General features: G+C 71.4%; 27 protein-coding genes. 16 read left to right on the forward strand and 11 right to left on the reverse strand.

The window, feature by feature from the left end; translation table 11 throughout:
* The first annotated feature begins 4 nt into the window (after window positions 1-4).
* The 3 genes from ABZ810_RS00260 to ABZ810_RS00270 are packed head-to-tail and all read left to right on the forward strand — an operon-like array spanning window position 5 to window position 3,186.
* The gene (locus ABZ810_RS00260; protein WP_358397250.1) at window positions 5-670 is read left to right on the forward strand and encodes an FHA domain-containing protein; all 666 of its coding nucleotides are present in this window, start codon (window positions 5-7) and stop codon (window positions 668-670) included.
* On the forward strand, window positions 667-2,274 hold the full coding sequence (locus ABZ810_RS00265) for a hypothetical protein (RefSeq protein ID WP_358397251.1): 1,608 nt from the start codon (window positions 667-669) through the stop codon (window positions 2,272-2,274). The genes ABZ810_RS00260 and ABZ810_RS00265 overlap by 4 nt, the downstream gene beginning before the upstream one ends.
* 15 nt (window positions 2,275-2,289) lie before the next feature.
* Complete coding sequence (locus tag ABZ810_RS00270; RefSeq protein ID WP_358397254.1) at window positions 2,290-3,186, forward strand: glutamate ABC transporter substrate-binding protein; 897 nt, start codon at window positions 2,290-2,292, stop codon at window positions 3,184-3,186.
* Between the two features lie 11 nt (window positions 3,187-3,197).
* Here the strand turns inward: ABZ810_RS00270 and ABZ810_RS00275 are convergent, their stop codons facing one another.
* From ABZ810_RS00275 to ABZ810_RS00285, 3 genes are all read right to left on the reverse strand, one after another.
* Complete coding sequence (locus ABZ810_RS00275) at window positions 3,198-3,635, reverse strand: DUF6210 family protein (RefSeq protein ID WP_358397256.1); 438 nt, start codon at window positions 3,633-3,635, stop codon at window positions 3,198-3,200.
* Window positions 3,636-3,676: 41 nt separating this feature from the next.
* Window positions 3,677-4,054, reverse strand: a complete 378-nt coding sequence (locus tag ABZ810_RS00280) for an STAS domain-containing protein (protein ID WP_358397258.1) — start codon at window positions 4,052-4,054, stop codon at window positions 3,677-3,679.
* Between the two features lie 151 nt (window positions 4,055-4,205).
* On the reverse strand, window positions 4,206-5,687 hold the full coding sequence (locus tag ABZ810_RS00285; protein WP_358397260.1) for a hypothetical protein: 1,482 nt from the start codon (window positions 5,685-5,687) through the stop codon (window positions 4,206-4,208).
* Between the two features lie 366 nt (window positions 5,688-6,053).
* Here ABZ810_RS00285 and ABZ810_RS00290 point away from each other — a divergent pair, with 366 nt between their 5' ends.
* Window positions 6,054-6,746 carry a lysophospholipid acyltransferase family protein gene (locus tag ABZ810_RS00290; RefSeq protein ID WP_358397262.1) on the forward strand — a complete coding sequence of 231 codons (693 nt, stop codon included), beginning with the start codon at window positions 6,054-6,056 and terminating at the stop codon, window positions 6,744-6,746.
* 22 nt (window positions 6,747-6,768) lie between these two features.
* On the opposite strand, the gene ABZ810_RS00295 is transcribed toward ABZ810_RS00290, so the two are convergent.
* The gene (locus ABZ810_RS00295) at window positions 6,769-7,050 is read right to left on the reverse strand and encodes a hypothetical protein (protein ID WP_358397264.1); all 282 of its coding nucleotides are present in this window, start codon (window positions 7,048-7,050) and stop codon (window positions 6,769-6,771) included.
* 160 nt (window positions 7,051-7,210) lie between these two features.
* Here ABZ810_RS00295 and ABZ810_RS00300 point away from each other — a divergent pair, with 160 nt between their 5' ends.
* The 3 genes from ABZ810_RS00300 to ABZ810_RS00310 all read left to right on the forward strand — a co-directional run bounded on the left by ABZ810_RS00300 (window position 7,211) and on the right by ABZ810_RS00310 (window position 9,739).
* Window positions 7,211-7,927: a hypothetical protein gene (locus ABZ810_RS00300; RefSeq protein ID WP_358397266.1), complete on the forward strand. Its 717-nt coding sequence runs from the start codon at window positions 7,211-7,213 to the stop codon at window positions 7,925-7,927.
* A gap of 104 nt (window positions 7,928-8,031) precedes the next feature.
* Window positions 8,032-8,232, forward strand: coding sequence for a hypothetical protein (locus tag ABZ810_RS00305; RefSeq protein ID WP_358397268.1), 201 nt, complete (start codon window positions 8,032-8,034; stop codon window positions 8,230-8,232).
* Between the two features lie 142 nt (window positions 8,233-8,374).
* On the forward strand, window positions 8,375-9,739 hold the full coding sequence (locus ABZ810_RS00310) for an SPFH domain-containing protein (protein ID WP_358397270.1): 1,365 nt from the start codon (window positions 8,375-8,377) through the stop codon (window positions 9,737-9,739).
* A gap of 108 nt (window positions 9,740-9,847) precedes the next feature.
* Here ABZ810_RS00310 and ABZ810_RS00315 read toward each other — a convergent pair whose 3' ends face one another.
* Window positions 9,848-10,606, reverse strand: coding sequence for a TetR/AcrR family transcriptional regulator (locus ABZ810_RS00315; protein ID WP_358397272.1), 759 nt, complete (start codon window positions 10,604-10,606; stop codon window positions 9,848-9,850).
* Between the two features lie 261 nt (window positions 10,607-10,867).
* Between ABZ810_RS00315 and ABZ810_RS00320 the strand changes: the two genes are divergently transcribed.
* Window positions 10,868-12,484: an alkaline phosphatase D family protein gene (locus ABZ810_RS00320; RefSeq protein ID WP_358397274.1), complete on the forward strand. Its 1,617-nt coding sequence runs from the start codon at window positions 10,868-10,870 to the stop codon at window positions 12,482-12,484.
* 217 nt (window positions 12,485-12,701) lie between these two features.
* On the opposite strand, the gene ABZ810_RS00325 is transcribed toward ABZ810_RS00320, so the two are convergent.
* Window positions 12,702-13,490 (reverse strand): hypothetical protein, encoded by a 789-nt coding sequence (locus ABZ810_RS00325; RefSeq protein WP_358397276.1) that lies wholly within the window; start codon window positions 13,488-13,490, stop codon window positions 12,702-12,704.
* A 181-nt stretch (window positions 13,491-13,671) separates the two neighbouring features.
* Between ABZ810_RS00325 and ABZ810_RS00330 the strand changes: the two genes are divergently transcribed.
* The 3 genes from ABZ810_RS00330 to ABZ810_RS00340 all read left to right on the forward strand — a co-directional run bounded on the left by ABZ810_RS00330 (window position 13,672) and on the right by ABZ810_RS00340 (window position 19,045).
* The gene (locus tag ABZ810_RS00330) at window positions 13,672-16,407 is read left to right on the forward strand and encodes a sigma-70 family RNA polymerase sigma factor (RefSeq protein WP_358397279.1); all 2,736 of its coding nucleotides are present in this window, start codon (window positions 13,672-13,674) and stop codon (window positions 16,405-16,407) included.
* A gap of 390 nt (window positions 16,408-16,797) precedes the next feature.
* Window positions 16,798-18,102, forward strand: a complete 1,305-nt coding sequence (locus tag ABZ810_RS00335; RefSeq protein ID WP_358397282.1) for an NYN domain-containing protein — start codon at window positions 16,798-16,800, stop codon at window positions 18,100-18,102.
* 301 nt (window positions 18,103-18,403) lie between these two features.
* A complete protein-coding gene (locus ABZ810_RS00340) occupies window positions 18,404-19,045 on the forward strand; it encodes a tetratricopeptide repeat protein (protein WP_358397284.1) in 642 nt (213 codons plus the stop codon).
* A 10-nt stretch (window positions 19,046-19,055) separates the two neighbouring features.
* On the opposite strand, the gene ABZ810_RS00345 is transcribed toward ABZ810_RS00340, so the two are convergent.
* Window positions 19,056-19,634 (reverse strand): hypothetical protein, encoded by a 579-nt coding sequence (locus ABZ810_RS00345; RefSeq protein WP_358397287.1) that lies wholly within the window; start codon window positions 19,632-19,634, stop codon window positions 19,056-19,058.
* Window positions 19,635-19,729: 95 nt separating this feature from the next.
* Between ABZ810_RS00345 and pyrE the strand changes: the two genes are divergently transcribed.
* Window positions 19,730-20,266, forward strand: a complete 537-nt coding sequence (gene pyrE / locus ABZ810_RS00350) for an orotate phosphoribosyltransferase (protein ID WP_358397289.1) — start codon at window positions 19,730-19,732, stop codon at window positions 20,264-20,266.
* A gap of 145 nt (window positions 20,267-20,411) precedes the next feature.
* On the opposite strand, the gene ABZ810_RS00355 is transcribed toward pyrE, so the two are convergent.
* Window positions 20,412-20,798, reverse strand: a complete 387-nt coding sequence (locus tag ABZ810_RS00355; RefSeq protein ID WP_358397291.1) for a hypothetical protein — start codon at window positions 20,796-20,798, stop codon at window positions 20,412-20,414.
* Between the two features lie 105 nt (window positions 20,799-20,903).
* On the reverse strand, window positions 20,904-21,632 hold the full coding sequence (locus ABZ810_RS00360) for a DedA family protein (RefSeq protein ID WP_358397294.1): 729 nt from the start codon (window positions 21,630-21,632) through the stop codon (window positions 20,904-20,906).
* Window positions 21,633-21,943: 311 nt separating this feature from the next.
* Here ABZ810_RS00360 and fbaA point away from each other — a divergent pair, with 311 nt between their 5' ends.
* Entirely contained in the window at window positions 21,944-22,966 is a 1,023-nt protein-coding gene (gene fbaA, locus ABZ810_RS00365; protein ID WP_358397296.1) for a class II fructose-bisphosphate aldolase, read from the forward strand.
* 62 nt (window positions 22,967-23,028) lie between these two features.
* On the opposite strand, the gene ABZ810_RS00370 is transcribed toward fbaA, so the two are convergent.
* Entirely contained in the window at window positions 23,029-23,262 is a 234-nt protein-coding gene (locus tag ABZ810_RS00370) for a hypothetical protein (RefSeq protein ID WP_358397299.1), read from the reverse strand.
* 88 nt (window positions 23,263-23,350) lie between these two features.
* Complete coding sequence (locus ABZ810_RS00375) at window positions 23,351-23,839, reverse strand: helix-turn-helix domain-containing protein (protein WP_358397300.1); 489 nt, start codon at window positions 23,837-23,839, stop codon at window positions 23,351-23,353.
* An 84-nt stretch (window positions 23,840-23,923) separates the two neighbouring features.
* On the opposite strand from ABZ810_RS00375, the gene ABZ810_RS00380 reads away from it, so the two are divergent.
* From ABZ810_RS00380 to ABZ810_RS00390, 3 genes are all read left to right on the forward strand, one after another.
* Window positions 23,924-24,481, forward strand: a complete 558-nt coding sequence (locus tag ABZ810_RS00380; protein WP_358397303.1) for a GNAT family N-acetyltransferase — start codon at window positions 23,924-23,926, stop codon at window positions 24,479-24,481.
* 53 nt (window positions 24,482-24,534) lie between these two features.
* Window positions 24,535-24,954, forward strand: coding sequence for a DUF3151 domain-containing protein (locus tag ABZ810_RS00385; RefSeq protein ID WP_358397305.1), 420 nt, complete (start codon window positions 24,535-24,537; stop codon window positions 24,952-24,954).
* 175 nt (window positions 24,955-25,129) lie between these two features.
* Window positions 25,130-26,413 (forward strand): adenylosuccinate synthase, encoded by a 1,284-nt coding sequence (locus ABZ810_RS00390; RefSeq protein WP_358397306.1) that lies wholly within the window; start codon window positions 25,130-25,132, stop codon window positions 26,411-26,413.
* Window positions 26,414-26,514: the final 101 nt, after the last annotated feature.

Consider the following 26,514-nt stretch of genomic DNA (forward strand, 5'->3'; position numbering starts at 1 on the left):
CACCATGCCGGTCTGTCCACGCGGGCACACCTCGGCCGCTGACGACTACTGCGACGTCTGCGGCGACCTCATGACGGCCGCGCCGCCCGCCGGCGCGGCGGGCGAGTCGTGCCCCACCTGCGGAACGCCGCGCAGCGGCCGGTTCTGCGAGGAGGACGGCTACGACTTCGAGACCAAGCAGCGGTCCGAGGCCCAGACGATCGGGCCCCCTCCCGAGGACCTCTCCCGGGCCCCGGAGCGGACGGCGGGGTGGGCGTGGACGGCGGTGGTCGCGGCCGACCGCGACTACTACGAGGCGATGATGGCGCTGGGCGGGCCGGGGGCGGCGACGCTCGCCTTCCCGCCCTACTGCCCCGAACGCCCGATCCGGCTGACCGGCGACGAGGTCCGCATCGGCCGCCGCAGCACCTCGCGGTCGATCTTCCCCGAGATCGACCTGTCGGTGCCGCCGGAGGATCCCGGCGTCTCGCACATGCACGCGGTCCTGCTCGCCCAGCCGGACGGCACCTGGGCGCTCGTCGACCCGGGTTCGACCAACGGCACGTCGGTGAACGGCTCGGACGACCCGATCGACGTCAACGTGCCCGTCCCGGTGGGCGACGGCGACCGCATCCACGTCGGCGCCTGGACCACCATCACGCTGTTCCGCGAGGAAGAGAACCGCCGATGACGACCACGCCCGAAAGCCAGGCCAGGCCGGATCCTCCGGCGACCCCGGCGCGACCGCCCGCCCCGCCGGGCGTGCCCGGTGCCGGCGGCTCCGGCGGCAGGCACGCCAGGGGGCGCGGGCGGCGCGGGGCGGGCGGTCCAGGTCCGCCTCCCGACGTGCGGGAGGAGCGGCCCGGCGGGAGGCTGAGGACGTTCTTCCGCGCCCGCTGGCTCGGCACCATCCCCGGCCGGATCCGCGCGTACGCCGCGCTCGGCCTGGTCGCCGTCTCGGTGCTGCTCGTGGTGCTCAGCGTCGCGATCGGCAACGCCCGCGACGGCGTGCAGACGATCGGGCACGACGCCGGGCCGCAGGTCGTGGCCACCGGCTCGCTCTACTTCGCGCTCAGCGACATGGACGCCCAGGTCGCCAACGTCCTGCTGATCGGGCGCGAGCGCGGGCTCGGCATCGGCTACGACGAGGCGCTGCGCCGGTACGAGGCCCGCCGCGTCGATGCCGGCAACGCGGCCGTGCAGGCGGCCCAGCTGGCCGGCGACAACGTCCACATGCAGCGGACCGTCCGCGAGGTGATCGACGGGCTCGGCCGGTACGAGCGGCTGGTCGGCGAGGCGATGCTCCTCGACCGGCAGGCGGACCACGCCGCCGGGGAGGTGCCGCAGCAGGTGGTCGACACCTACCGGCAGGCGACCGACCTGATGAAGATGGAGCTGCTGCCCAAGGCCTACAACCTCACGCTCGACAGCGGGGCCACCGTACGGCAGGCGTACGAGAGCAAGCGCACGGCCATCGAGTCCGGGCGCACGTGGGTGGCCTTCACCGGCGCGCTGCTCCTGGCGGTCCTCGTGGTCACCCAGGTCTATCTCGCCGGGCGTTTCCGGCGCCTGGTCAACCCGGCGCTCGCGCTGGCGACGGTCGTCGCGTTCGTGCTGGTCGCGGTGAGCGTCGGCCTGCTGTCCGCGCAGGCCGGGCATCTGCGCAAGGCCAAGGAGGACGGGTTCGACTCGATCCTGGCGTTGTCGCGGGCCCGTGCGATCAGCCACAGCGCGTTCGCCGACGAGAGCCGCTACCTGCTCGACCCGGGGCGGGCCGACACCTACGAGCAGACCTACCTCGACAAGTCGCTGGCGGTCCTCTTCGTCGACCCCAAGGGCAAGCCGGTCACCCTGGAGACCTACTACGCGCGGCTGCCCGAGGTGCTGGGCACCTACGACCCGGCCCGCGACCGCGGCGTGTTCCTCGGGCTCTTCGGCGAGGAGGCCGACGGCATCGGGCCCGGCCTGGAGACCGCCGCGTTCGCCGAGACGCTCGGCGCCTACCGGAGGGTCATCGACAACGACCGCCGGATCCGCGAGCTGGTCGCCAAGGACGACCGCGCCGCGGCGATCACCCTGCGGATGGGCCGGACGACCGGCGCGATCAAGGACTTCGACGACTACGACCGGGCGCTGGTCCGGCTCACCGACACCCATCACGCCGCGTTCGGCACCGCCATCAGGGACGCCGACGGCGCGCTCGGCGGCTGGAACGCGGTCCCGCTCGGCGCCGCCGCCGTCATCGCCGTGCTGATCCTCGCCGGCGTCCGCCCCCGCCTCGCCGAGTTCCGCTGACCCCGGAGGACGACCATGCGCACCCCCCGAACCGCCCGCCGCGGCTCCGCCGCGCGCTGGATCGTCCGAGGGGGGACGACCCCCCGCGCCCCCCGCCGCGGCTCCGCCGCGCTCATGGTCGCCGCGACGGGCCTGGCCACCGCCGCCTGCGGGCTCGGCGGCGAGGCCGACGCGGGCTCGATCCTGCACAAACGGTCGCTGGTGGTCGGGGTCAAGGAGGACCAGCCGAGCCTCGGCCTCAAGCGGCCCGACGGCACCTACGAGGGCTTCGACGTGGACGTGGCCAAGTACGTGGTGGCCAAGCTCGGCGTGCCGGAGAGCCGGATCACCTTCCGCACGACGCCGTCGTCGGAACGCGAGACCGCGCTCGCCTCCGGCAAGGTCGACCTCATCTTCGCCACGTACTCGATCACCGCCCAGCGCAAGACCAAGGTCAGCTTCGGCGGCCCGTACTACGTGCCGCACCAGGACACCCTGATCCGCGCCTCCGACGACTCGATCAAGAGCGTGCGCGACCTCAAGGGCAAGCGCCTGTGCGCGGTGAAGGGCTCCAACTCCTGGAAGCGCGTCATCGAGGAACGCAAGATCGCCGCCAGGACGGTCGACGCGGCCAACTACGGCGACTGCCTGACCAAGCTGCTGGGCGACCAGGTGGACGCCATCTCCACCGACGACGTCATCCTCGCGGGCTTCGCCGCCGGCCGGCCGCTGAAGATCATCAACGCCCCGTTCACCGACGAGAAGTACGGCATCGGCCTCAAGAAGGGCGACCTGGCCGCGTGCGAGGCGGTCAACCGGGCCGTGACCCAGATGTACCAGGAGGGCAAGGCCGAGGCGTTCCTCAAGAAGTGGTTCGGCACGTCCGGCCTGCGCATCACCACCAGCGTCCCCCAGTTCGAGGGGTGCACCTGATCACGTCCGGCTCAGCCGGAGTTGCTCCAGACGAGGACGCCGGGGCCGTCGGGGGTGACCACCGGGACCCACGCCTCGTCGGCCTGGTGCAGCAGCCCCTCGTCCAGCCTCAGGGGATCGGGGCCCAGCAGGCCGGAGTCACCGGGCGCGTACCCCATGTCGAACGGGATGACGGCGACGGCCATGCGCAGCCGGTCGAGCTGCTCGGGGCTCCACCGGTGGTTCGCGCCCCACACGCCCGCGCTGCGCAGCTCCCGTTCGAAGAGGTCGCGCAGCTCGAAGAGCGCCTCCTCGCACGGCAACGGCACGAAGTAGCCCTCGCGGCGGTCCTGGCGGCGGGCCGTCCCGCCGTACTGCTGCTCGTACACCACGCCGGTGGGCGCGGAGACGATCGCTCCCAGCCAGCCGCCGCGATCGTAGGGATCAAGGAGGACATGCCGTGCTGTCACGCGGACAGTGTCCACCAACCGCGCGCGGAACGGCGACGCGGTCAGAACGGACCGGGGTCGGAGCGGGCCGGGCCGGCGGCGGAGGGGAGCGCGCCGACCGCCTCGCGCAGGGTGGCGTGGACCGGGACGAACTTGTCGATGCCGGTGATGCGGAAGACCCGGCGTACCCGTTCGGGCAGGGCGATCAGCGCGATGACGGTGCCGCGTTCGCCGGCCCGGCGGTTGGCCGCGACGATCGCGTTCAGCCCGGTCGAGTCGCAGAAGGTCACCTGGCGCATGTCGACGACCAGCGGCACGCCGGTGTCGATCACGTCGAACATGGCCGCCTCGAACTTCGGCCGGGAGACAACGTCGATCTCGCCCTGCACCCGGAGGAGGGTGCAGCGGTCGTGGTGCATCAAGTTGACGTCGAAGTCCATGGGCTACGTCCTCACGCCCTCACTCGGTGGCGGACCCGCGACCCTGCCGGTGGACTACTCAGGATCGCGCACCCCCCGGCGCTTTCCAAGCACTTCCGGTGAATAGGTCCAGGTAGCGCGCCCGTGACCGGGTCCGTATCCCCGCCGGGACTCAGCTCGCGCAGCCCGTTCCGTTGAGGTCCGGACTCGCCTCCACGGCACCGGTCGCGGTCCGGAAACGGTAGGCGGAGCAGAAGTAGAACGACAGCAGGTCGTCCCGCTTGAGCGTGACGGGGGCCCAGATGCCGATGCCGACCGGTTCCAGATAGCGGAACGAGGTGGCGGCCAGCGTGGCGTCGGCGGACGGGTCGTGCTTGAGGTACTTGGCCAGCCACGCCTGGGCGTAGACGCTCGACAGCGCCTGGCCGTGGCGCGAGGCGGGCAGGACGAGCGGGAAGTCGGTGTAGTCGAGGTGCGTGGCGGCGCGCGGCACGACCACCATGCTGTCGACGCCGGCGGCCGTCCAGGTGTCGAACCCGGTCCTGCGCTCCCGGTACGGGTCGGGCGCCGTCTCGAACGCCTGGGGGAGGAAGCCGTAGTCGGCCTGAAGGGCGAGCGCGGGGACGACGGGCCGTCCGACCGGCCACGCGGTGTCGGCGCGCAGCCCGAGCTTGTCGAGGGCGATGACGGTCTGGACGCGCGGGTCGACCGTCTGGAGGTACGAGACGGCGGACGCGCCGTACGAGTGGCCGATGACGGCGATGCGGCTCGTGCGCCCGGGCGTCACGCTGCGCGTGTCGGGGCTGCGGTCGTACGACTCCCAGAACGGGTTGTGCGCGTCGACCTGGGCCGAGCCGGCGCCGGGGTTGCGCCAGGGAGCGGCGGGCGTCGACTGGAAGAAGCTCAGCGCGTCCTCGGTGCCGTACCGGAAGTTCGCGCCCTGCTGCGAGATCACGCCGGGGCAGCCGCCCTCCTCGCCGGGCAGCGGCGCCGCGGTGGGGTCGCAGAACGGGAGGTCGGCGACCGGGCCCTGATGCGGGAGCGTCTCGCTGCGGCCCTGCCCCTGGACGTCGTACGTCATCACGACATAGCCGCGTTCGGCGAGGTCCTGGGCCAGCCAGGTGTACATGCGCTCGGTGCCCTGGACGGAGCCGGTCGTGATCACCACTCCGGGGAAGGGGCCGGTGAGCGCGGCGCCGGTGTAGGGGTCGCGGGCGCCGGGCAGCGGCGCGTACATCGTGCCCTTGATCAGCGCGCCGTAACGGTTGGTGTAGCTGATCGGCGCCTCCCGGCCGCGGCGCCCGGACCAGCCGTCGCGCAGCGGGTTGCCGATGTTGGCGGGCGGGAAGATCATGCCGAGCGTCACGCTGGGCCGGTTCAGGCGCCGGGCCTGGTCGGCCCAGTCGGCGAGCGTCCTGGGGCCGACCTGGGCGAGGAGCGCGGCGAGGTAGGCGGGGTTGGAGAGCTGCCCGCCGGGGCCGAACGTGCGTCCCCAGGCGTCGCGCTGGTTCTGCTCGTCCCGCGCGCGGTAGGCGGGGGTGCCGGGTTGCGGTCCCGTGGCGGCGGACGCGGGCACCGCCGTGACCGCACCGCCGATCACGGCCGCCGCCAGCATCGCCGTCGCCCGCCTGCCGAGCCGTCGTCGTACGGTCATCGCCAACCCCTCCACCGCCGCGCCGAGCCGGACATCTTGGACGGAAGATCCAGGTTGCGGCTCAGGTTAGACGGGTGGTGTGAGTTGCGCCACCGTCCCTCTGGAGGATTTCGCGGCCGGTGCGGGGGCGAAAACCTACGCACCGGAAACTTACTGCGCGGTAGGAAATGGCGGCGGGATTGGATCGCCGGTCCAATATTGAAGAAGTTCCATGACCGGTTCTTGGTGTGAGATATCTATCGGCCCGTCCGCCTGACCTGCGGATGGTCCATTTCTGGAAGTCTCGGCACCTGATTAGGGAGGACGGCGGACCGGGCCCGGATCGGCACGGGCGTTACAGTGTCGGTGCCGAATTCAGGAGGCTGGGTGTTCTACACGTTCATGACCCGCGTGGTCCGTCCGATCCTCTGGGTGATTTTCCGCCCGCGGGTCATCGGCGGCGAGAACGTCCCGGACTACGGTCCGATCATCGTGGCCAGCAACCACCTGTCCTTCATCGACAGCTTCATCATCCCGCTGGCCATCCCCCGCCCGGTGACCTACATCGCCAAGGCCGACTACTTCACCGGCCGGGGCGTCAAGGGCCGTTTCGTGCGCTGGTTCATGACCAACCTCGGGCACGTCCCGGTGAAGCGCGGCGCCCAGCGCGCCGCGATGGGCGCCCTGGAGCAGGCCGTCGACATCCTCGACCACGCCGGCGCCTTCGCCGTCTACCCCGAGGGGACCCGTTCGCCCGACGGCCGCCTCTACCGCGGCCGCACCGGCCTGGGCTGGCTGGTCCTCGCCTCCGGCGCGCGCGTGCTTCCGGTCGGGCTCGAGGGCACCGAGAAGATCCAGCCCATCGGTGCCTCCTTCCCCCGCTTCTTCGGCCCCCGCCCGACCGTGCGCATCGGTCCCCCGATCGACTTCACGCACTACCGCGAGCTGGCCCCGGCCAAGGCCCGCCGCGCCATCACCGACGAGGTCGTCGAGACCATCCAGAAGCTCTCCGGACAGGAGTTCGCCGGCGTCTACAACGACCGCGCCGACGCCCAGACCCGCCCCGAGACCCCCGCCTGATCCGTCCTCCGGGGGCTCGAGCTCAGAAGCCGGGCGCCTGGCGGTTCTTGATGGTGGTGTCGGCCTTCTCGCTCGCGTCCGACTTGACGCCGTCGATGGCCGTGGAGACCGAGTCGATGTCGGCCGGGTTCACCTCGCCCTTCCTGAACTTGCCGGCGAGCCCGGTCATCGAGGTCCACAACGCGTCGACCGGCTCCTTGAGGGCCTTGCACAGGGTCGGGTCGGCGTCGATGAGCTTGCGCCCCGCGTTCAGCCGGTTGGCCGCGAAGAGCCCGGCGGCCCCCGCCTTGACCATCGCGGTCATCTCGTTGATCCCCCCGAGTCTCAACCGGCGCCCGGAGCGGCGGGCGCTCCAGGGGTCTACCCAGGTGGACCGGGGTCCGATCATGGTGAGTCTGCGCCGGGTTGGACCAAGGGCGTGTCGTCTGCACCGTCTTGCGCCGAGTGCGCCTAGGGTCACCCGCATGGCGGCGCACAGGATCTTCACGGCGGCGGTTGTCCTGACGGCGACGGCGGCGGCGGCCGCGTGCAGCGGCGGTGGCGGGAACGGCGAGAACGTCCAGCCGGTGAAGGCGACGGGAAGGGCCGCGCTGGCGGGCACCGGTTACACCTCCGACCAGCTCGAACAGGCCCTGCTCCTCGACGTCGCCGGATACCAGCGTTCGGGCGAGCCCGACTCGGGGGAGTACGGCGCGCTCAAGGCCGTCCAGAACTCCACGCAGCTGCAGAAGCAGGTCCGGATGGACGAGCCGCGCTGCGCGACCGCGATGACCGGCGGGATGCGCGCGGTGGACCCCGGCCTCCCCGCCGCGATCGCCACGTTCGCGCGCGGCAGCGGCCAGATCGCCACCGAGACGCTGGTCGCGATGAACTCCGAGATGGCCGAACGGCTGGTGCGGACGCGGGTCCCGGTCGGCTGTACCGCCTTCCGCACGAGGGTCGGCGCGCAGTGGTCCGAGCACCAGGTCGTCGAGGCTCCCCCGGGCACGATCGGCGAGGGCTCGCGCACCGTCGGCGTGACGACGGTGTCGGGCAGCTCGCACACCCGCGCCTGGTACGTGGTGCTGCGCGGGCGCCGCTACATGGCGACCGTGAGCCTGTACGGGCCGAACGCCACGCGCGCGGACGTCGAACTGCTCGCGCGCCAGGCGTTCGACCAGGCGCAGCGCATCCTTCCCTGACCCAGGGCGTGTCCCAAAGCCGGGCAGTCGACGTTGGGACGCCCTAAGGCACGTCCGGTCGGATACCGTTCGTCTGCGGACATCGAGAACGAGCGGGGGAGACCTTGATCGGCAAGGAGGGCCGGGTCACCGGCAGGATCGGCCCAGGCCTCGTCGGGGAGGTCATGATCCCTGTCCGCGGCGGCGTGGAGGCGTTCTACGCGCATCCGGTCGACCCGCGGGACGAGATCATCGTGGGCACCATCATCGTGGTCGTCGAGTACCACCCCCCGCGCACCGTCTACGTGGCCCCCGCCCTGGGCTGACGTCCGCTTTCAGGCGGCCTGAAGCGGCCATTCAGGTTGCGCCGGAAGGCGAACCGGCGAGACGTTCGCTGCGTCTATGTGGCGACGTTCGATTCGTTCCGACGTCGCCGAAAGCTCCAGCCAGACCCCCGGGAGGCTCCTCATGCCCATTTTGTTCGTGGCGATGGCGGCGGTCGCCGCCGTGATCATCTTGATCATCCTGTTCAAGATGGTGTGGCGGGTCGCGGAGCCGAACGAGGCGCTGATCATCTCGGGTCTGGGCGCGAAGTCCAAGCCGATCGACGGCGTGGACAGTCTCGGCTTCAAGATCGTGACGGGCAAGGGCACGTCGGTGTTGCCGGGCTTCCAGGTCTCGCGGCGCCTGCGCCTCGACAGCCGGGCCGCCAACCTCGAGGTCAGCTGCGTCACCCAGCAGGGCATCCCGGTCAAGGTGCGCGGCGTGGTCATCTACAAGGTCGGCGACGACCTGGTCTCCATCGCCAACGCGGCCCGCCGCTTCCTGGAGCAGCAGGGGTCGATGGACGGCGCGATCCACGAGCTGTTCACCGGTCACCTGCGTTCCATCATCGGCAACCTGACCGTCGAGGACCTCATCCTCAACCGCGAGCGCCTCACCGGCGAGACGCGCAGCTCCGCGGCCGACGAGATGAACAAGCTGGGCCTGGTGGTCGACTCGCTGCAGATCCAGGAGATCGACGACGAGACCGGCTACATCACCAACCTGGGCCGCCCGCACGCCGCCAAGGTCGCCGCCGCCGCCCGTATCGCCGAGGCCGAGCGGGACCAGGAGGCCACCCAGCGCGAGCAGGAGGCGATGCGCGAGAACGCGGCGGTCATCCGGGACACCGAGATGAAGAAGGCCGAGTACGAGGGCCAGGTCCAGCAGGCCTCGCAGCAGGCCCGCCAGGAGGTCATCCTCAAGGAGACCCGCAACGCCGAGCTGGAGGCCGAGCGCACCGAGAAGCGCCTGGAGAGCGAGATCCGCAAGCCCGCCGACGCCCGCGCGTACGAGCAGGTCAAGCTGGCCGAGGCCGAGCGGGAGCAGCGCATCGCGCTCGCCCAGGCGGCGGCCAAGGAGGTCCAGCTGAAGGCCGAGCGGGAGGCCGAGGCCACCCGCATCATCGGCCAGGCGCAGGCCGACGCGATCCGGCAGAAGGGCCTGGCCGAGGCGGAGGCCATCGAGGCCCGCGCCGGCGCCCTCGCCCAGAACACCGAGGCGGTCATCGCGCAGCAGCTCGCCGAGCAGTGGCCGCAGATCGTCGAGGCCGGCGCGCAGGTCTTCGGCAACGTCGACAACATGGTCGTCCTCAACGGCGCCGACGGCGTCGAGGACATGCTGGCCAAGGCGCTCACGCTCGGCGGCACCGGCCTGGGCGTCGCCCGCACCCTGCTCAACAACCTGAACGGCGGCAACGGCTCCCACGGCGCGAACGGCACCAACGGTGCCGCCCCCCTCCCGATCGAGGAGAACGCCACCGTCTCCACCGTCAAGAAGCCCGAGGCCTGACGCGTCCCGATACCGACGCCGTCCGGGCGGCATGCCGGACATGACCAAGGCGCCGGGCCAGGCGGGTGTTCACCCCCGCCTGGCCCGGCGTCCGCCGTTGGGCGGTGGTCAGGGGGCGGGGTCGGTGGGGGCGGTGGAGGCGGGGCCGGTGAGGCGGACTTCGATGCCGTCCAGGACTCGGGCCAGGCCGTAGTCGAAGGTCTCCTGGCGCATCCGCGCGGGGTCCTTGTCGCGGATGGCGGCGTAGCTCTCGGTCAGCCGGTCGTAGTCCTTGGTGGCCGCCTCGACGGCCGGCCGGAGGGTGTCGGCCCACTCCTGCTCGGACCGGCCGCTGCGGGCGAGCAGTGACAGGTAGGCGGCCTCGCTCGTCACCAGGCCGATGACGTACGCGAGCATGGTGGTCATGGCCTGGTCGGCCTCGGCGGCGTCGAAGCCCGCCTCCTGGAAGACGGCCAGGATGCGCTCGGTCTGCCGCATCATGTTGGGCCCGAGGTAGGCCAGCCCGGCCTGGCCGAGCAGCATCACCACCCACGGGTGCCGGAGGGCCATCTCCCGGGTGCTCGCCGCGATCTGGGCGGCGGCGTCCCGCCAGCCGTCCGGGCCGGCCGCGGGCACCTCGAGCTCGCCGTAGACCTCGTCGACGACCAGCTCGATCAGCTCGTCCTTGTTGGCCACGTGCCGGTAGAGCGAGGTGGCCCCGGCGTTGAGCCGGTTGCCGAGCGTCCGCATGCTGAGGTTGTCGATGCCCTCGGCGTCCAGCAGCGCCACGGCCTCGGCGACGATCCGCTCCCGGCTCAGCGCGGGTTGTTCGCGCTGCTTGCGCGGGCGCGTCCACACCGACGGGATCGGCTTCTCGGCGGCTGGCATGGCTGACCTCCAGGTCGCGGGCTGGCACGCCAGTCTAGCGCACAGTGTACGCACATGCGAACGACCTCTGGAAGGCGTCGTCGCGAGGATGGGGTGGTGAAGGTCACGATGGCGGATCCACCGGTGTCCGGCGATCCGCGGCATCGCCCGGCAGGACGAGGAGGGCGCCGTGGCGGGGGCGAAGCGCCGACGCCCGGTCACGCCCGCCGAACCGGCGAAACGATGGACGTGACGACCCCCGTTCCGCTAAGGATGCGGAGTATGACCGCTTTGGTTCTCGGCCCCCTGCTCCGCCACGTCGGCGAAAGCACGGCGACGGTGTGGGTGGAGACCGATTCCCCCGCCGAGGTCCGTGTCTTCAACGACGACGGCCTCGATGCCCGCGAACACACGTTCACGGTGCACGGCCACCACTACGCGCTCGTCGCGATCGAGGGGCTGGAGCCCGCCTCGGACATCCCCTACTCGGTGGCCATCGACGGCGAGACCGTGTGGCCGGACCCGGTGACCAAGTTCCCCGAGAGCCGGATCCGCACGATCGACCCCGACGGGCGGCTGCGGATCTCGTTCGGCTCGTGCCGGCGTTCGCCGGACAAGCAGAGCCAGTACGGGATCGACGCGCTGTCGGCGTACGCGCACCGCCTCTCCGAAGGCGACGAACGCCGGCCGAACGTGCTGCTCCTGGTCGGCGACCAGGTCTACGCCGACGAGCTCAGCGACGAGATGCGCACGTTCATCCTGAGCCGCCGGGACCCCGACGAGCCGCCGGTCGACGAGCTGGCCGACTTCGAGGACTACACCCACCTCTACAAGCTCGCCTGGCGTGAGGACCCGGCGGTGCGGTGGCTGCTCTCGACGGTGCCGACGCTCACGATCTTCGACGACCACGACGTGCGCGACGACTGGAACACCTCGTACGCGTGGCGCCGGCAGATCTGGGAGCAGCCGTGGTGGCGCGCCCGGATCGTCGGCGGCATCGCCTCGTACTGGATCTACCAGCATCTCGGCAACATGCCGCCGGCCGAGCGGGCGGCCGACCCGATCTACAAGGCGGTGCGGACGGCGTCCGCCGACGGCGGCGACGCGGGCAAGATCCTGGACGAGTTCGCCGAACGGGCGGACAAGGAGCCCACGACCGCGCGCTGGAGCTACGCGCACGACATCAACGGCTCCCGGCTGATCGTCGTCGACAGCCGCTGCTCCCGGCTGCTGACCGAGGACCGCCGCGGGATGCTGGACGACGACGAGTTCCGCTGGCTGGACGAGCAGTGCCAGGGCGACGTCGACCACCTGCTGATCGCCAGCTCGCTCCCGTACCTGCTGCCGCGCACCATCCACCACGCCGAGGCCTGGAACGAGGCGATGGCCGAGGGCGCCTGGGGCAAGCGCGCCGCCCGGCTCGGCGAGAAGATCCGGCAGGGCGCCGACCTGGAGCACTGGGCCGCCTTCGAGAAGTCGTTCCGGGAGGTGGCCAGGGACGTCGTCTCCGTCGGGAAGGGAGAGCGCGGCCGCGCGCCGGCCACGATCTCATTTCTGTCCGGTGACATCCACTACTCCTACCTGGCCAGGGTGACCGCGCCGGAGACGGAGTCGGTGATCTCCCAGATCGTGTGCTCGCCGCTGCGCAACCCGCTGGAGGGCAAGTTCCGCTTCGCGAACATGCTGGCCGGTCTCCGGGTGGTCGCGGCGCCGTTCTGGCTGCTGGGCAAGCTCTCCGGGGTGAAGAAGATCCCGCTGCGCTGGTCCCGGACCGAGGGGCCGTGGTTCGCCAACGCGATCTGCACGGTCGAGCTGAACGGGCGTGCGTGCCATGTCCGCTGGGAGTCCCCCGACTCGCAGACCACCCTCACCGAGCTCGGCAGCACCGACATCGGCTGATCCGGAGACCGCTCGGGATCCGGAGTGCGTGCGCGCCCGTTCCGCCCCCTCGCCGGAACGGGCGCGCACCCTCCAGGGGCCATCGGCGCCGGCGCCCCGCCCCCTCGCCGGGGCAACGCGGCGCCGATGGCGTCTTCGGGGCACCACGGACACCGGCCACGCCCCTGTGAAGCGGCCGGAATCCGGGTGTCCCGGGATCGATCGGTCCTGATGCGCGTCAGCGCGCTAACACTTCGAGCAGGTCGAGCGCCTCGGTGAGTGATTCGGGCAGGCGCTCGATCCAGACGAGGAATCCTTCGCCGGTCCGGTCGGCGGAGGTGAAGGTCTGGGTCAGGAGGCGGCGCAGCGAAGCGACCGCGGGTTCGAGGCGCGGGCCTGTCGGTACGAGCGCGGCGGCGCGTCCCGTGCCGACCAGGGTGAGCGTCTCGCCGCCGTCGAAGACGGTGCGCAGGTCGTGCGCCACGACCACCGCGCGGGCCAGCCGCCGCCACGGCTCCGAGCCGTCCGACAGGTCCACCATCACCAGGCAGTGGCTGCCGGCCGCCGTGAGGCCCGCCGACCCGCCGATCGCGTTCGCCGCCCGGTAGATCTCGGCGAGCCGGCTCCGCAGGTACGAGAGCGTCATCAGCCCGGTGAGCGGGTCCTCGCAGGACTCGGCGGCCAGCGCCATCAGCCCGGAGTCGACCCAGCCCTCCGCCGCGCAGCGCACGAGCGACAGCGGCGGGTCGGGCCGGCTGAGGACCGCGAACAGCGCGCCGAGGTCGTCGAGCGTCTCGCCGATGCCGACGCCCGCCCGCCCGCGCGCCTGGCCGAGCCGGGCGCAGGCGACGGCCGTTCCGCGTCCCGCGCGGACCGCGGCCACCACGGCCTCGACCGCAGGGCTCCACCAGTCCGTGGGGAGCGACCAGCCCTCCGCCATGCTGCGGTTCCGCCAGCGTTCCCGCAGCTCGTCGGTGCCGGGCGCCGCCCGGTCCCCTGGGAGCGGCCCGCTCCAGAGGTACGCCATTCCGCCTCCGCTCACCCGTCTCGATGGGCGGGAGGACTGTCCGCCGGGTGCGTCCTCCCAGACCTCTGACGGCGAATCGGTTTAGTCATGACGCCGGTTGCGGAATTATCTTCCGCGACAACCCGTGGTCAACTGATCACAATGTGCGAGCAAAAACGGACATGGTGAAGGAGGGGTCTTCGTGGGCGAGGCCGCGTCCGACCTGGCTCTGGCGGAGTCCAGCGACGCGGTGCTCATCGCCCGCATCCGCGGTGGCGACGTCTCCGCCTACGGCACGCTCTACGAACGGCATCTGGGCGCGGCCCGCAGACTGGCCCGCGGCCTCATCGAGGGCGACCGCGCCGAGGACGCCGTCCAGGACACCTTCACCAAGGTGCTGGACGTGCTGCGGCGCGGCGGCGGCCCGCAGTCCGGCTTCCGCCCGTACCTCCTCACCGCCGTCCGCCGTACGATCTACGACCGCTACCGCAGCGAGAAGCGGCTCCAGTCGACCGACCAGATCGAGCTGTACGACCCGGGCGTGCCGTTCACCGACCCGGCGCTCGAAGGGCTGGAGCGGTCGATGATCGTCCGTGCGTACCAGTCGCTGCCCGAACGCTGGCAGGCCGTGCTCTGGCACACCGAGGTCGAGGGAGCCAAGCCCGCCGACGTCGCGCCGCTGCTGGGGCTCACCCCCAACGGCACCGCCGCGCTCGCCTACCGCGCCCGTGAAGGGCTGCGCCAGGCCTACCTCCAGATGCACCTGGCCGATCCGGCGGCGACCTCGCCCGACGCCGCCGGAGCCGCGGCCGCCGCCGGTGCCGCCGGAGGGCTGGCGCTCGTCACCGACGACCGGTGCCGCCCGGTGCTCGACAAGCTCGGCTCGTACGTGCGCGACGGGCTGGCCAAGCGCGAGACCCGCACCGTCGAACGCCACCTCGACGACTGCGAGCGCTGCAAGACCATCTATCTCGAGCTCGCCGACGTCAACACCGCGCTGCGCGAGGCCCTCGGCCCGCTGATCCTCGGCACGGCGGCCACCGCCTACCTGGCCATGGCGGCCAAGGGCGGCGGCATCGCGGCAGGTGGGATCTTCGGATGGTTCCGTCATCTCCCCAAGCGCCAGCAGCAGGCGCTGGGCGGCGGCACCGCCACGGTGGCGGTGGCCGCCGCGGTGGCCGCGCTCATGCTCGTCTCCGGTGAGGAGCCGATCGAACCCGTACGCAAGCCGCCCGCCGTGGCGCAACCTCCCGCGGCCAACCCCAAGCCGAAGCCGCCCGCGCCCGCCCCCGCGCCGCCGCCCGAGCAGCCGCCCCCGCCTCCGGCCCGCAAGCCGCCCGCCGAGCCGAGCCCGCCCGCGGCGGCCCCGGCCCCGGTCCCGCCCGCCCGGCTGACGGCCCGCATCGGCACCGTCGGCACCCTCATCCGCGAGCAGCCGGGCATCGTCGCGATGTCGGTGCACAACACCGGCGACGGCCGTTCCCGCGACGTCGTCGCCGACGTCGACCTGCCCCCCGGAGTGACCTACGCGGGCGGCCCCACAGGCCGCAACGCGGCCATCTACAAGCCCCGCCAACCCCCCGGAGACAACTGGACCTGCCGCCCGTTCACCTCACCCCGGAAGCCCCCTGCCCCTGCCACACCGAAGGCACCCGCCACGCCCGAAGCACATGACACGCCCGAAGCACATGACACGCCAGCGGCGCACGGCACGCCAGCAGCGCCCGACCGGCCCGTGCCGCACGGCGGGCCCGCGCCGCGCGGCGGTCCTGCGGCGCGGGGTGGGGGCGGCGAGGGTGATGACGATCTTGTGGGGGAGGTGGTGGACGACGCGCTGGGCGATGACCACCAGGAGCCGCCGCCCGCCCCCGGGCCGCGCAATCGGGTGCGGTGCACGCACGAGCCCTTGCGTTCGGGGGCGTCCACGTCCGCCTACCTGCACGTCGACGTCGGGCCTTCCGCGCCGTTCGACAGTCCTCCCCAGGTCGCGCTGCGGTCCGGCAAGGTCCGGGCCACGGCCAGGGCGGCGGACGGCGTGGCCGCCGGCGGGATGCCCGCCCGGTTCGCGGCCGACGGCAACCTGCGGATCGTCCAGGCCGGCAACTCGCTGCTCAGCTGCGACGCCGGCGAGAAGGGCTGCGCCGAGGCGCGGCAGCGCAAGGGCGACCGCCGCGACAACGACTTCTGGAAGATGACTCCGCTCGATCTCGACGACGTGTCCGCGACCCGGTCGTCCAGTGCGGCCGAGCTGGAGCTGCCCGCGCGCGCCAAGGTGCGGTGGGCGGGCCTCTACTGGTCGGGCGTGGGCGGCCGGAAGACCCCGGCGACGGTCAAGGTGAGACCGCCGGGCGCCGGCTACCAGGAGGTGCGGAGCGGCCACGTCGACCACGGGCGGATGCCCGACTACCGCGTCTACCAGGCGTTCGCCGACGTCACCGACCTCGTGCGGCGGCACGGCGCCGGCCGGTGGTGGGGCGCCGACGTTCCCACCAGACCCGGCACTTCGCACTACGCGGGCTGGAGCCTGGTGGTGGTCGTGGCGGATCCGGAGGCGCCCTACCAGCAGGCGATGGTGCTCGACGGCGCCCGTGTGCTCGGCCCGCACGCGGCTCGGCGGGTGGACGTCCCGGTGAACGGGCTGCTCGCCACGAGCGAGGCGGCCCGCATCGGGACCGTGCTCTGGGAGGGCGACGCCGACCTCAGGGGTGACCGGCTGATGCTCGACGGCACGCCGCTCACTCCGGCGGGCGGCGACCGTTCGCCCAAGAACGTCGCCGACGGTTCGGCGGAGGGGGCCGTGGGCCCACAACTGACCTTTGGGATAGATGTCGATTACTTTTCCGCATCGCTCGACAGCGGGCGGATCCTCAGCCTGACCACCCGCCGGGACGCCTACCTGGCGGGAGTCGTGACGGTGACCGCGCCCATGCGGAGTTGAAGCGCGGGTCGCGCGCGCATCACGGGTGAACCGGCAACCGATTCTTCCCGTAAAGATCATGAGGAAGCATTATGGACAGACCGGAACGGCTGGTAGCGTCCGCGCTGTCGACCATCGAGGTGGGGCACGCGTCACGCCAGGTCGGACACGAGATCGAAGCGCAGGTCCGAGGGGTTACACGCGGCCTGCTCTCGTGAAAGAGTGGCGAATCGCCGTATTGGCCTACGGGACTAACGGGCTTCACTACGCTAAGGAAGCCCGGGGTCAGTGTCGGACCACGTCCCCGAGAGCAGGAAGGGCAGGCCACCCTGAAGATGGTCCCCCTCGCCACCACTCCGATCGTGGGGTGGGCACCCGGAGATGTCCCGTGTTGAAGAAAGGCGGTGTCGCATGGATCGCTGCGCGCTGTTCGTAGACGCCGGCTATCTGCTGGCGGACGGCGCCATGGCGGTGCACGGCACCCGCCATCGTGAGACGGTCTCGTGGGATTTCGGCGGCCTGCTCCAGCTGCTGAGCAATCTCGCCCGCGAACGCACCGGACTGCCGCTGCTGCGCTGCTACTGGTACGAGGCGACGGTCGAAGGACGCAAGGCGCCCGAGCATGACGCGCTGGCCGACCTGCCGGGGCTCAAGCTCCGCCTCGGCCGGATCCGCCCGGGCCGCCGGGAGGGCGTCGACACCGAGATCCACCGCGACCTGATGACGCTCGCCCGCAACGGCGCGCTCGCCGACGCGGTCGTGGTGAGCGGAGACGAGGACCTCGCGCAGGTCGTCGCCGACGCCCAGGACCTCGGCATCCGGGTCACCGTCGTGCACGTCGCGGTCGACGGCAACTGGACGATCTCCCGCGTGCTGCGCCAGGAGTGCGACGACCTCATCGAGATCGGCAGCGGCCACCTGCGCCCGTTCGTCAACCTGCTGTCCGGCCTCGACAGCGGCATCGGGATCGGGAGCGGCATCGGCAGCGGTTCGATGACCAGCCCGCTGTCCAACGGTCACGGCAACGGCGTCGGGGGTTCGATCGGCTCGCTCTCGGCCGGCCCGCACAACGGCCCGCCGTCGTCCTCGCCGATCTCCGGCCAGCCGCAGCTCTCCTCCGGCTCCAACACCGGCACGCAGCCCTCGGTCGGGCTCGGCAGCGGCGGCCTCGGTTCGGGCATGCCGTCCGGTCTCAGCGGTTCGGGGCTCGGCGGTTCAGGTCTGGGCGGGTCGGGTCTCGGCGGGTCGAGCCTGGGCACGGGCGCCAACATCCCGTCGCAGTCGCCCCCGCCGTCCTCCACTCCCAGCCCGCTGCACTCCGCGCCGACCCCGACGCAGTCGACCTCGGCACCGAGCGCCGGGCCGCAGTACGGCACGTCCGTTCCGTCCTCGCCTCCGTCCGGTCAGCCGCACGGCCCCTACACCGGCCCGCAGCAGATCGCCCCGCTCCCCGTCCAGCACCAGGCGGCTCCCACCCTGTCGGACGCGGTCAAGGCGGCCCACCAGGAGGGCCAGGACTTCGGCGAGTCGGTCGCCCGCGACGCTCCCGCCCTGTGGCTCGAGGCCGTCCTGGCCCGCAAGCCGCGCATGCCCTCCGATCTGGAGGCCCGCCTGCTCCAAGGTTCGTCCCTGCCGATCGACTTCCTTCTCCACGATGAGGTTCGCCACGCCCTCCGCCGCGGTTTCTGGGACGCCCTCGAGCGGTCTCGCCGATAGGAACGCTCCCCGCATCGCTCCCTGAGCCGCCCTGGATCTCACCCGTACGATCCGCCCCGCGATGGCGCGTTCCGGCCTGCGCCCGGCGTCACAGGCCCTGGTTCTGCACGGTGAGGGACGGCGGACGCTGCGGAATGTGCCGCGTTGCGGGTTCGCCAATCGCACGTCCCAGCACGTTTCCGCAGGTAGAGGCATGTTTGGTCGACTGCGGCCGGATCAGGGTGCCGCCGTACGTGTAGGTATTTCACGATCATCCTCGATTCACCCGCTTCGGTCGCCGAGCGGCGGGTAGCGTTGAAGCGTGACGCATGTGACGGAAGACGATCTCGACGATCTGGAGTTCGACACCCTGCGCACGGGCGATCACATCTCGGCGGCCCGGCGGCTCTCTGAGCTCGCCGAGTCGGTGTCCGGAGGGGTGTCACGTGCCAATGTGCTGCTGCGCGCGGGAGAGCAGTGGCAGCACGCGGGTGATCATGGCCAGGCGGCCGGCCTGTACCGCCAGGCCATCGAGGACGGCGGGGAGACCTACGGCGATCCGCGCGCCTACCTGGCCGACGCGCTCTTCGAGCTGGGCGAGGCCGACGAGGCCCGCCGGCTGGTCGAGGAGATCCGCGCCGACGCGCCCCGCGACCCGGAGGTCTACCGGGCGGTGGCCGAGGTCCTCTACGCCCAGGGCGACGCGACGGGGGCGCACGAGTGGGCGACCACCGGCGCCGACGTGGTGCTGGCGCTGCGCGACCGCGCGGTCGGCACCGGCGTCTCCTCGGGGGAGCCCGCCGGCGAGGTGCCGGGGGCGTTCAACCCGGGCCCGGACGACGTGGCGCTGGCCGAAGACAGCCTGGAGGCGCTGCTGCGCCTGCGCTACCGCGCCCGGATCGACCTGGGCCAGGCCGAGGACGACTACGACGCCCTGCTCGACGATCTCCTCAAGAACGCCTGATCCCCGACCCTCAGAGGGTGGCGACCAGCTCGCTGAGCGACTGGGCCACCGCGGCCGGCGGCCGGTGGTCGACGACCGTCCAGCCGCGGAGCGAGGCCTCGCGTGACGCGCGCTCTCGCTCGTCCGGCTGGGCCATGGTGCCGTCCGGCCGTACCGGGATCCGGTCGGCGTCCGTGCGCAGATAGGCGCACGGCGCGTCCGGCCAGTCCGCGGGCACCGGCGGCGGCTGCTGCTCCACGGCGTCATGACCATGGCCGGAGTCATGATCGTGGTCGTGCGCGCGTTGCGGCCTCGGCAGCTCGGCGTCCACGAAGACGTACCCGCCGACCTTGCGGTGCGCGGCCCGCTGCGCGAGCGCGATGGCGGGCAGCAGCGGCCCCGCCGCCCCGTACGCCACCAGCACCAGGGGCGTCGCAGGCGCCGTCGCCGCGATGATCAGGGAGGCGCGGGCCACGTAACGCGTGCCGCCGTCGGTGACGTCCGGCGCGACCACGTCCAGCCCGTACGAGCGCAACATCTCCGGAAGGTCGCCCCAGGCCGTCGCGGCGGCGAACGGTTCGTGCAGCAGGACGAGAGTGCCGGGCGTCACCTCTGTGCCCTCCTGCCGTTCGGATCCGCTCCGCCAACCTACCGGGGTCGGCGCCGGTACGCGGGCACGGAGCGGTGATGAATAGGGTTCTGGCTGTGAGCGATCGTGATGACCTCCTCGAAGAGATCAAAGACAAGGCCGTCGTGCACGGCGACTTCGTGCTGTCCTCGGGCAAGCGTGCGTCCTGGTACGTCGACCTGCGCCGGGTGACCCTGGACGGCACGGTCGCGCCGCTGGTCGGGCGGGTCATGCTCGACGAGACGGCCGGCCTCGACTACGAGGCCGTCGGCGGGCTCACGCTCGGCGCCGACCCGGTGGCCACCGCGATGTTGCACGCCGCCGCCGCCCGCGGGCGCAAGCTGGACGCGTTCGTGGTGCGCAAGGCCGACAAGCAGCACGGACTCCAGCGCCGCATCGAGGGCCCGGACGTGGCCGGGCGCCGCGTCCTCGCGGTCGAGGACACCTCGACCACCGGGGGCTCCGTCCTCACCGCCGTCGAGGCGCTGCGCGAGGCCGGGGCGGAGGTCGTCGCCGTGGCCACCATCCTCGAACGCGGCGCGGCCGAGCGCATCGCCGCCGAGGGGCTGGAGTACCGCCACCCCTACAGCGTCCCGGACCTGGGCCTGGGCTGACACGCTCCAAGGCCCGAACGCGGGCCGGGCCCGAACGCGGGCCGCGGCCGGACGGAGGGCAGGGCGAAACGGGGCGGGGACGCCCGATGGACCATGATCGGCCATCGGGCGCCCCCGCCCCGTTCCCGGCGTTCGCCGGGCGATGTCACTTCTTCGGCACGCGCCATTCGCCCCGCTGGCCGACCTGGCCGCGCGGCTGCAGTTGCCCGTAGATCGTGACCTCCACCGAGCCCGCGTCCGCGGCGACCACGTTGAGCGGCGCGCGGTCGTACTGCCGGGCCTCGCCGGTGTTGAGCACGCCGGTCTGCAGCACCTCGCCGGTGCCCGCCACGGTGACGGTCACGGCGGTGGCCGAACCGGTGACGCGGATCACCAGCGGCGTGGCCGAGGTGGCGCCCGGCGAACCCTGCGGCTGACCCGTCGGCGCGGACCCGGACCGGGTCGCGGACCCGCCGGTGTTCTCGCTGGCGCTGACGGTGGGGGTGCCGGGGGGCTGGTCGGAATCCGAAGTCAGCGCGTTGACCAACGCCATGGCGCCCACCACGAGTAGCGCTAAGGCCAGCACCACGGCAATGGCCGCGATCAATATGCGCGCGAGACCCCTAGGGTCCGACCGATGACGTCCCACATGGGGAGGTTAGCGATAACTGTCACCGCTGAGCGACGGACGTGACTCTTCAGAGTCATTCTTATTCGGACCGTTGCCTTGACCGCCGCGGCCCTTCAGGATCTCCCGGACGATTGGGATGACCGACAGGATGAGGATGATCGCCACGCCCGGAAGGATGTAGCGCTCGATGTCGGGGACCTTGGCGCCGAGGAAGTGGCCCAGCAGGAACAGCGAGTCGGTCCAGATCACCGCGCCGACGACGTTCCAGATGAAGAACTTGCGGGTGTCCATGCCGAGCATGCCGGCGAGCGGGTTGAGGAAGGTCCGCACGATCGGGATGAAGCGCGCCAGCACGACCGCCTTGGCGGGGCCGAAACGTTCGAAGTAGTACTCGGCCTTCTCCACCCACTCCTGACGGAAGATCTTGGAGTCGGGGCGGTCGAAGAGCTTGCGTCCGTACTTGGCGCCGAGCCAGTGCCCGAGCTGGGCGCCGAGGATGGCGGCGATCGGGCCGCCGATGAGCAGCCAGGGCAGCGACAGCGGCTGGAACTCCTGGCCGTTGACGGTGCTGACCGCGGTGAGGATCCCCGCCGTGAAGAGCAGCGAGTCACCGGGCAGGATGCATCCGAACAGCAGTCCGGTCTCCGCGAAGATGATCGCGATGACGCCGATCGTGGCGAAGGTGCCGAACAACTGCAGCCATGCCGTCGGGTGCAGCCACTCGGTGATATCGAGAGAAACGAACGCGAGATCCACACCGCGAGAGTACCTGGCCCGGCATCAGGTTTCCCTGAGAAGTGATTCCTCGGCCTACCTTGGACGGCTCTCCGTTCACAGGCGTGCCAAAGCGCCCCAAACGATCTTCTTGGTGGCCGCTGCGGGCCACCCCGCGCTGGCTCGCACGGGAAAATTCGAGATACTGGCCTGGGCGACATCCCATACCTGGCCCTTGCGCTCCCCGGAGCCCTGACCTGGCCTGGAGCCGTGGCTCCAGCGGGCAGGCATTCGTGGAGCACCGCCCGGCCGGATGCCCGGCGGCACCACGCGTGTGAAAGGACGCTGATCAAATGCCCATCGCGACCCCTGAGGTCTACGCGGAGATGCTCGACCGTGCCAAGCAGGACGGTTTCGCATACCCCGCCATCAACGTGACGTCGAGTCAGACGCTGAACGCGGCGCTGCGCGGCTTCGCAGAAGCGGAAAGCGACGGGATCATCCAGGTGTCGACCGGTGGAGCGGAGTACCTGTCCGGCTCCACCGTGAAGGACATGGTCGTGGGATCGACCGCCCTGGCCGAGTACGCCCGCGTGGTGGCCGCGCACTACCCGGTCAACATCGCGCTGCACACCGACCACTGCCCCAAGGACAAGCTGGACGGCTTCATGCGCCCGCTCGTCAAGATCTCGCAGGAGCGGGTGGCGCGCGGCGAGGAGCCGCTGTTCCAGTCGCACATGTGGGACGGCTCGGCCGTCCCGCTGGAGGAGAACCTCCAGATCGCCGCGGAACTGGTCGAGGAGTGCGCCAAGGCCCGCGTGATCATGGAGATGGAGATCGGTGTCGTGGGCGGCGAGGAGGACGGCGTCGCCAACGAGATCAACGAGAAGCTCTACACCACCACCGGTGACGCGCTGGCGACCGTCGAGGCGGTCGGCCTGGGCGAGAAGGGCCGCTACATCCTCGCGGCGACCTTCGGCAACGTGCACGGCGTCTACAAGCCGGGCTCGGTCAAGCTCCGCCCCGAGGTGCTCAAGGAGCTCCAGGACGCGGTCGGTGCCAAGTACAACAAGTCCAAGCCGTTCGACCTGGTGTTCCACGGCGGCTCCGGCTCCACCCTCGAGGAGATCCGCGAGGCGGTGTCGTACGGCGTCATCAAGATGAACATCGACACCGACACCCAGTACGCCTTCACCCGCCCGATCGCCGCCCACATGTTCAGCAACTACGACGGCGTCCTCAAGATCGACGGCGAGGTCGGCAACAAGAAGCAGTACGACCCGCGCTCGTACGGCAAGGCCGCCGAGACCAACATGGCCGCCCGCATCGTGGAGGCCTGCGAGAACCTGCTCTCCGCCGGCAAGAAGATCAAGTAGTCGCCCCGAGGCCGGAGCCCGGTCTCACGAACGCGCGGTCGCCCTCCGGGGTGGCCGCGCGTTCAGCTTTCGCCCAGCTCGACCAGCGAGAAGCCGCCGCCGTTGCAGTCGCCGCAGACGGCGCCGTCCCGCGTGCCGTCGCCGTGGCATCCCTGGCACAGGCCGTCGTGCCAGGTCGTCCCGTCAAGGGCGTAGTGCGCCCCCGGGTAGTGCGTGTCCGGGAGAAGGCACTCCACCTGTGTCAGGGCGTGACGGCGGCCGCACAGGTCCCGGCCGACGCCTCGGCCTCCGCGCATCTGAATGATCGACCTCCTGCCAGACGGCCGGGCCACGAGACCCGGAAACGGCCGAGGTCGAACGTACGCCACGGGTCCGACAAAAGGATCAGGCCGTCGCGTCGGCTCCGCCGGCGGCCTCCGAGGCGAGGACGGCGCCGGGGCCCGGGATCGGCTCGATGTCGCGGGGGTCCAGGTGAACGCCGCACTTGTCGCAGGTCAGGTGGGTCGTCAGGGCGCCGCCGCACCCGCGGTGGGTGACGATGACCGGGGGCCCTTCGGGGGCGTAGTGGCGGTCGCCCCAGAGCAGCAGGATCATCATGGCGGGCCACAGCTCGACGCCCTTGCGGGTGATGCGGTATTCGAAGCGGTCGGGGCGTTCCTGGTAGCGGACGCGGCGCATCAGGCCCTCGTCGCAGAGCCGGGTGAGCCGGTCGGTGAGCACGTTGCGGGCGATGCCGAGAACGTCCTGGTAGTCGTCGAAGCGCCGGACGCCTTCGAAGGCGCTGCGGATGACCAGCAACGTCCAGCGGTCGCCGATCACCTCCAGAGCGCGGGCGATCGAGCAGTTCTGGGTTTCGTACGTGCGGGGCAACACGGTTTCCACGCTACCTGAGTTGTGTCATACAACGAACCGGTCTAAAGGTTGCTTCACGAAACGCACTGGGGTCCAATGGGTTGTATGAAGCAACTCGATGTGGGCAGCGTCGCTCGCGTTCGACCCGAACTGCCACCGGCCATGCTCGGCGTCCTGGCGACCGTGCAGGACGTGCGCATCCGGCCGTACGGCATCGGCGACGACGAGCGGCTGCGCGGCATGTCCGGGCGGTTGTCGGGCGAGAGCCTCTACACCCGGTTCTTCTCCGGCACCCCCGCGATCCCCGAGATGTACGTGCGGTCGCTCTACCGGCTCGACCACTGGGACCGCGAGGCGATGGTGGCCCTGCTCGACGGTCAGATGCTCGGCATCGCCGAGTACATCCGGGACCGTGCCGAGCCGTGGCGCGCCGAGATCGCCGTCCTGATCGCCGACCCCTGGCAGCGGCGCGGCCTGGCCCGCCGGATGGTCGGCTTCCTGGCCCAGCTCGCCGAACGGCGCGGCATCACCGAGTTCGACGCGGACGTCGTCCTGGCCAACCGGATCGCCATGTCCGCGATCCGCACGGGCTGGCCCGGCGTACGCCCGTCGAGCGAGGGCGGATCGGCCCACTACCGGCTGCCCCTGCCGCTGCCGGTCTGACGGTTCGCGCAGGTCGAGGCCGGTCCCGAAGTGGTGCGCCGAGGGGCGTTACCATGACCGGCATGACCCAGAACCTGCTCGGCGGCGTGCCTCCGACCGAACTGCCGGATAACGTCGAGGCCCGCGAGGCCCTCGAAAAGGGCGTCGACCCGTTCGAGGTGGCCGCGCGCCACCCGGACTACCCGGGTGTGTGGGCCGAGCTGGCCGACCGGGCGTTCGCCCGCGGCGGCGTCATCGACTCCTACGCGTTCGCGCGCACCGGCTACCACCGGGGGCTCGACCAGCTGCGCCGCGCGGGCTGGAAGGGGCAGGGGCCGGTTCCCTGGGAGCACGAGGCCAACCGCGGGTTCCTGCGGGCCCTGCACGCCCTCGGGCGGGCCGCGGCGGCGATCGGCGAGGAGCAGGAGGCCGACCGCTGCAAGACGTTCCTGCGCGACAGCAGCGCGACCGCGGCGGAGGTCCTGAACGCCTGAAGATCCGATCCGGCGGGGCTTCGCACGCTTTGAGCCGGATCGACTCACATGTCACTTCTGTTGCTGTTACTACGGCCTGCGGTTTCTTCACTCCCCGGCTATGGGTACGATTTGATCGCAAGAGGCCCCTTCGCGCTTGCGATCAGGGGCCTTCGTCGTGGGAAGGAAAAGTGGCATGCCCGCCATCGTTCTTGTCGGAGCCCAATGGGGAGATGAAGGCAAGGGCAAGGCGACCGACCTGCTCGGCGGCGATGTCGACTACGTCGTCCGCTACCAGGGTGGCAACAACGCCGGCCACACCGTGGTCATCGGAGACAAGAGCTACGCGCTGCACCTGCTCCCGTCCGGCGTGTTGTCGGACGACGTCGTCCCGGTGATCGGCAACGGGGTGGTCATCGACCCGGCGGTGCTGCTCCAGGAGATCGACGGGCTCAAGGACCGCGGCATCTCCTGCGAGCGCCTGCTGATCTCGGCGAACGCGCACCTGATCATGCCCCACCACCGTGCCCTCGACAAGGTCACCGAGCGCTACCTCGGCAAGGCGCGCATCGGCACCACCGGCCGCGGCATCGGCCCCGCGTACGCCGACAAGATCAACCGCATGGGCATCCGGGTCCAGGACCTGTTCGACCCCAACATCCTCACCCAGAAGCTCGACCTGTCGCTGCGCGAGAAGAACCAGGTCCTCACCAAGGTCTACAACCGGCGCCGCATCGAGACCGGCCCGATCGTGCAGGAGTACCTGGAGTACGGCGAGCGCCTCAAGCCGTTCGTCGCCGACACCACCCTCGTGCTCAACCAGGCCCTCGACGACGACAAGGTCGTCCTGCTCGAGGGCGCCCAGGGCACGCTGCTCGACATCGACCACGGCACCTACCCGTTCGTGACGTCGTCCAGCCCGACGGCCGGCGGCGCGTGCGCGGGCTCCGGCGTCGGCCCCACGAAGATCACCCGGGTCATCGGGATCCTCAAGGCCTACACGACGCGGGTCGGCTCCGGCCCGTTCCCCACCGAGCTGCTCGACGAGTGGGGCGAGTTCCTGCGCAAGACCGGCGGCGAGTACGGCGTGACCACCGGGCGTGACCGCCGCTGCGGCTGGTTCGACGCCGTGATCGCCCGCTACGCCACCCGGGTCAACGGCATCACCGACTACTTCCTCACCAAGCTCGACGTGCTGTCGGGCGTCGAGCGGGTGCCGGTCTGCGTCGCGTACGAGATCGACGGCGTCCGGCACGACGAGATGCCCGCCTCGCAGACCGAGTTCCACCACGCCGAGCCGATCCTCGAATACCTGGACGGCTGGCAGGAGGACATCACCGGCGCCAAGACGTTCGACGACCTGCCCAAGAACGCGCAGGCCTACGTCCGCGCCCTGGAGGAGATGTCCGGCGCCCAGATCTCCGCGATCGGCGTCGGCCCGGGCCGCGACCAGACCCTCCAGCTCCGCTCGCTCGTCTGAGCGGCGCGGGTCCGAGCCCGGCCGGTGCGGGCGGCGCCGGTCCGCAACGTTCAATCGGATCTCACCGGTCGGCCATCGGATGATCGGTGACTCCCTGTAGC

Source organism: Spirillospora sp. NPDC047279 (assembly GCF_040643285.1).
Lineage (GTDB): Bacteria > Actinomycetota > Actinomycetes > Streptosporangiales > Streptosporangiaceae > Spirillospora.